Here is a 6094-nt window from a genome sequence, read left to right on the forward strand (position 1 = left end):
AAACACATCCTGGATCTGTTTGATAAGGAACCCGCCGCGTTCTTCAACAACTGTGGTCAGAATGGTTGGCACGTTAAAGACCTTTGCGGCTTTTGAAAGGCCTGCAACAGCGTTGATAATCATAGTAGGCTCGTGGCTGTGCAGGTTAGCGAACTGGAATGGCTGGTGATCGATCAGCACAACGATACTGTCCTCGGGACGCAACAGAGCTTCAAGGCCTTTTTTCTGAATGTTTGGCATGTTTTGATAGTTACAATTAAATTGAGCAATGCTTTGCAAAAGCTGAGAGAAGCAAATGTCACAAACTCGATTAATTGAAAAGATGACATTTGTTTCAAAAACATGTAGACATTCGTCTATAAAGTATCCTTATTGATACGATCAGGAATCGAAAATATAAAATGTAATAGTCAACATTTCAATGCATTAGGTTACCGGCCCGGCAGCAAGAAAAATGTATTTAGACTAGGCCAGCTACGTTTCGGAAATGGACTTAAGAATGGTCATTAGTACCGATATGCTGGAAAATCTATTGATTAACCCAGGCTTTTCGCAGGGAAAGTTGACTTTTTGAAGGTTTATCAATGACAGTAATCACTTTTAAAGTCTGATCAAAATCAAGTCCGGCCTTTTGTAAGCTCTCTTTAAGGGGGAGCGGCTCTCCTTGTTCTATGTAGTATTTAAAAAATTGACGAATCTCGGGAAAAGTCATAGCCGTAATTTCATCAAATAAGTCTTCGTCATTGAAAGCCTTTTCTGGACCGAATTTCTTCATCAGCTTTTGCATTAGATCTTGCGTGCCTATTTTTCCCTTGGAAAGTTCTCTCAGGCGTATATCAAGGCATAAACCGATCAAAGCTCCTTTCTGATAAAAATTCAGATATTGATCTTGGCGTTTGATCGCTGTGGTACTCATCTCAGTCATCGAAAGCGTATTGTCGAAGGGTTCCATTCCCCTTATTTTCCCCTCAATCACTTTGGTAAATTCCACCAAGGTTGTCATCCGTTGTTTGACAGGCATATGGATGGTGGCATATTCGGTCATTCCTTCATAAAGCCACAAATGCTTAGATAGCACAGGATCAAGGAAGTTGAATTCCAGTATTTCTTCCGAGTGGATATTAAGTGGGGTTAAAATATGAAAAAACTCATGCGAGGCGAGACCCTTTAATGCGTTGGGGAGTTCATCTAAGGTCTGTGAAGCGTACAAGCAGACGGTCGAATTGCTGTGTTCAAGGCCGTCACCCATGAGTCCTCGCGGTATTTCTTCATGATAAATCAGAAATGCATATTCATTTACGGGTAACTTTCCCCCAAGATAGGCCTGCTGGTTAGTTAAAATCGTTTCCAGCTTGGCGGCCAGATTTTTTGAAAAAGACTTATGCTTCCCGGAATAAAAAGAAACCAGGACATTCGTGTTACCCACTCTTAACCAGGTGGTATCCGGTACACAGTAAAAGACCGGGGAGTCGACAAGATTCCGATAATCTTTTGCTGACGTAACATCGATTGTGTCATTTTTAGGAATATATTTCAGAGCGGATGAAGGGTAGAATTCGGGGTTTTTCTTGACTGTGATATCATAGCCAGCAGTTGTAATTTCATCAAAATACCCAACAAGCGAGTTATAATTGATGATAAACAAACTGTCTTTTTTAAACATACTGGCAGGAGATTTCGCGCCTCCGGTTTGCTGCGTAAGGTGTTCCCATCCATCGGATACCAGGTAACTTATCTCAGCAGCGTTTTTCAGGTCCGCAACCATCCAAGTGTTCACATCCAGCTTTTTAACTTCAATTGGTCTTCCTTTATCATCAACTGCTTTAAAATCTGATATATATTGACCGAAATCCATGGCATCATAATACCCGGGAACCATCCTGGGTATTATGTATTTACCCTCTTTTAAGTTGTTCTGAGGGGGCGTAAATGTTACAAGAATCTTATCGGCCCTGATATTTATCAAATCTATTTTATACTGATAGTTAGCGGTTTGCGGCTGTGCCGCTAATTTGATAGATACAGCCAGTAGGACAATAATTTGTCTGAAGTTTTTCATGTATTTACTTTCAATAGTGGTTAAGAAGCGCAATTATCGTTTTAAATTCCCAAATAGGCTGTTATTGTAGTCCGTTATAGACTGCTGTACATCTATCGAACTCGAATTCTAGCCTTAGAATTCAAACCCAAGCCGTAGCGTCACTCTGGGCGATTGTTCGTTTTTTTCTTTTGGGATGTAAGCTGCTACTGAGAAAACCAGAATGTCAATCGGAGCGAAATAAAAACCACCGCCATAGTTGTAATGCCATTGCCTGGACTCCTCATTTTCCTCCCAAACCCTTCCATAATCAAACGCCCCGAATACACCAAAGGTGAAAGGTAATGTACGATTGTAGCTCGTGCCAAATTTGATGCGCAAATCGGTGTTATGCCAAAGTGAGCTTTTGCCGTAAAACCTTTGCGTGCGGTAACCGCGTAGTCCCTGCTGGCCGCCGATGGTCGGCGCACGCGCAATGAGTTGGTTTGGTTACCACCGCCTTGTTTGACAGCTTTAACGCCGCCCTTGTAAACGTACATGTCCAGGACGGGGAAAGGGTATTTTTCCAAATACAACTGTCGGTGATGCTCGCCGAGCATAAAATTATGAAACCTGCCAGCTGGTTTGGGTTTATTGATCGTAATATGCTGAATGGAAGAATCAGCATGCGCGTTATATTCAGTGAATGCATTGAGCGTATCGATGTCTGGTGGATTTGGTTTGTCTTTAATTTTCTTTTGAAAAACCAGCGTTGCATCGGTCCCTTCTGCATTAAGCTCCCAGAACTGCGTCCAGGTTTCACCATTTTGATAAATAGAAAGCATGCTATAACCTGGCTTTCCGGCTGCAAACTCGGAGCCCTTCCCAAGCTTTACCAGACTTACCTTTGAGCCACTGCCGCTGACAATGAATTTTTGCCCTGACCGTTCTATGTATTCCAGGGCATGCTCATGGCCGCTGGCAAAAATGAAACTTCCGTTCTTGCGGGCACCTGCTAGCAGTCCTTCGCGAAGATCTTTATAGTATTTGTTGGGTGTATCCTGCCGGGAGCCGATGCTTCCACGTAGAAGCACACCCAAACTCCCCAGGATCGGCAGTGGAATGTAGAGTTCTGGATCAATGTCAACCAAGGGAAAAATGTGCTGCCGCCAAGTAGCAGCCCCGCCATGTGGGCCGTACGTATAGGGAGGATGGTGCATGGCTATAACTACATTTTTGTTCTTGTATTTGCGTAGCATGTTTTCAAACACAAAAGAGAACGTAGCCCTGTTCTTGATCGCGCAGCCTTCGTTGATCTTGTAATCCTTATCCCAATCCGTCAGCCACCATTGAGAGTCGACAATAATGATAACAATGTCATCATTGAGCTCCACGGCTTCCGGTCCGGCGCAGCCATCATTGGGCAGGAAATATTCCTCTTTGTCCTCGCCGGTTTGCTTTCGTCGTTCGGCCAGATAATTTTCGATGAATTTTTCCTGGCGTTCCAGCCCTTGTGCCCTGCCTGCCGCTCGCTCCTGCATAGGTATGATGTCTTTGTTCATATAACCAATCCAATTGGTGCTTGATTTTGAAACTGATGAAATGTGCTGGCGATGCTTACATAATTGCCGATTTTTCTTGCCCGAGAGACATTAAATTCCCCAATTCAGCCACTATTAAAGCTTATGATAACGATTGCATATATACGTTATCTTTCGAAGTGAGAAATTATGGGTCATCTGAATCCTTGAAGCTTTGCAGCAGTGTATTTTAGAAGGCTTCGAAAAAATTTGGTTAGTGGGCTCATTTTTAAACTTTGGAAAATAGCATCCCAGAATCCGGGATGCTATTTTAATTACAACTGTACTGTTCCATTATTATCGTTGCATGTTATTTTTCAAAATGGTAGCCGCCAAAATATTTCACAGGTGACCAGGACGGTAGCGGATCTGCGATCTTCGGCGAAAGGCTACTGAATTTATCGGAGCCGTATACAATTCGTCCACCTACTACGGTCAGCACAGATTGCAGGTTTTTGATCTGGTCATCAGGCATAGAAAAGTAATCATCACTAAGGAGCACGAAGTCAGCAAGATTTCCTGGTGCAATTCGACCTTTGTCACTTTCCTGATATTCGAACCATGCGGCACCGACGGTATATAACCTCAGGGCTTCTTCACGGGTCAGGCGGTTATCTTCAGCCAGAATGACATTACCAGAAACAGCCTTGCCAGTCACTGCCCAACTGATCCCTATCCAGGGATTACCGGGAGCGACTCGGAAAGCGTCTGATGTGAGCGACAATGGAATGCCGCTTTTCATCAAAGCGTTGAACCTTGGCGTGTATAAAGCTTTTTCTCTGCCATGGGTCTTTGCAAAAGCTTCTCCGTGGAGCGCCATTTTAGCGTCTAGGGCGATACCGCCGCCTAACCTTTTGATTCTTGCAATATTTTCATCGCTGATAGTTTCTGCATGTTCTATACTCCAGCGCATGCCGTCAAGCGGCGCGGTCTTAACCACTTCTTCCATTGCGTCCAGGAAAGGCGTCAGATTTTCGTTGTAGGTTATGTGCAAACGGAACGGGATTCGCTTTTGTATGAGTTTACGTACATCTTCCTCCGCGTATTGCCTCATTTTCTCTTTTGGAATGATCACAGTTGGCCTGTCAAAATTCTCATGGTCGTGGGTCTCGGCACGGAGTACTTCGCCGGTGCCTTCATACTCGTAGCCATGCTCGAGATTGGGGTGCAAATTTTGTCCCGGGCTCAAAGGCGAGGTCTTCGTGATCCTTTCTATCTCGGTATCTACCCAATTTTTTTTAGGATCATAACTGAACCCAAGGTCAGCGAACGGAAAACGGATGTTGAGCCTGTTTTCTTTGAGAAGGGTTTGAAGAGGCGCGTGACCTTCGGGGTAACCAATGAGGCTCGAGTTGTCGATGACAGAGGTTAATCCGAAACGGTTCAGGTCTTTGATCAGATATTCAAGGGAGCTGACCTGCTCCTCAGGTGTCGCTGTTGGCAACATGGCATCCATTGCCAGAAATTCAAAAGTATATCCCTCAATGACTCCCGTATAATTGCCTTTACTGTCCTTTTGGAGTTCGGTGCCGGGTAGCATCGGGAATTTTGACGTGCCAATCCCAAAAAATTTCATGGCCGACTTGTTGAGCCAAACCCTGTTGTAAGCATACTGAACATATAGAGGCTTGTCTGGCACAGCTTTGTTCAATTCTTCAATTGTTGGATAACGTTGCTCCTTAAATTGATAAGGAGACCATGCGCCGTGTACCTTTACCCAATGACCATCAGGTGTTCTCGCCGCTTGCTCGGTCAGCATTTCAAGCGCTCTTTCAAGCGTTGGTACATTATCCCACCTTACCTTATAATTGAAACTTTTCTCGTTCAGCGGATGCATATGCGAATCTTCCAGTCCGGGAATCAGGCGTCTGCCGTCTGCGTCGATCAGGCGGGTGTGGCCATCGTTAAGGGCAAGGATTTCTTCGTCGTTGCCGACTGCATAAATTCTGCCGGCACTGACAGCAAGCGCAGTGGCCTGCGGCTGTGCTGCCGTCAGAGTAGTGATCTTAGCATGATAAACGATCAGGTCCGCACCGGCTGATGGATTTTTCGTTTGTGCATGTAATCCTAAACTGATCAATACGGATGTGAGTAATGAAATAGCTTTTTTCATAGATATTTGTCTTGATTGATAAAACCTACACTTACTGAAGGCCTAACCGCTGGCGACATGCTGAAAGATCGGGATGTCGCCTTCCAGGCATTATGCTTGTTAAGCCGGTACAGGCGTATTGAGTAATTGCTGTTCCCATGCATAAGCTACGCCGGTTGCCCCTGTATGTTCGATCATCAAACCGGCCAACTGGGCAGCAGTATCCAGGCGGGCCCAATCCCTCTGCCATTCAGATGTGACCGCAATCCAGTTGATGGGTGTAATGCCATGCTGTACCATACGGCGAACCGCCATATCGTGCGCTTCCGCTGTAACCGATCCGCAGGCATCTGTTACCACAAATACATCATAGCCTTCGGCAGCAGCCTGGATGGCAGGCATAGC

4 protein-coding genes and 1 pseudogene are annotated in these 6094 nt (G+C 45.0%); all 5 read right to left on the minus strand.

The window, feature by feature from the left end:
* A pseudogene (locus LZD49_RS35120) lies at window positions 1-240 on the minus strand (hypothetical protein); the annotation flags it as partial.
* 289 nt (window positions 241-529) lie between these two features.
* On the minus strand, window positions 530-2059 hold the full coding sequence (locus tag LZD49_RS35125) for a peptidase M61 (protein ID WP_234673283.1): 1530 nt from the start codon (window positions 2057-2059) through the stop codon (window positions 530-532).
* Window positions 2060-2244: 185 nt separating this feature from the next.
* Entirely contained in the window at window positions 2245-3579 is a 1335-nt protein-coding gene (locus tag LZD49_RS35130) for a hypothetical protein (RefSeq protein WP_234673285.1), read from the minus strand.
* A gap of 328 nt (window positions 3580-3907) precedes the next feature.
* Entirely contained in the window at window positions 3908-5710 is a 1803-nt protein-coding gene (locus LZD49_RS35135; RefSeq protein WP_234673287.1) for an amidohydrolase, read from the minus strand.
* A 99-nt stretch (window positions 5711-5809) separates the two neighbouring features.
* A partial coding sequence (locus LZD49_RS35140; protein ID WP_234672871.1) for an isochorismatase family protein occupies window positions 5810-6094 on the minus strand: 285 nt, incomplete at its 5' end.

Source organism: Dyadobacter sp. CY261 (genome assembly GCF_021440085.1).
Lineage (GTDB): Bacteria > Bacteroidota > Bacteroidia > Cytophagales > Spirosomataceae > Dyadobacter.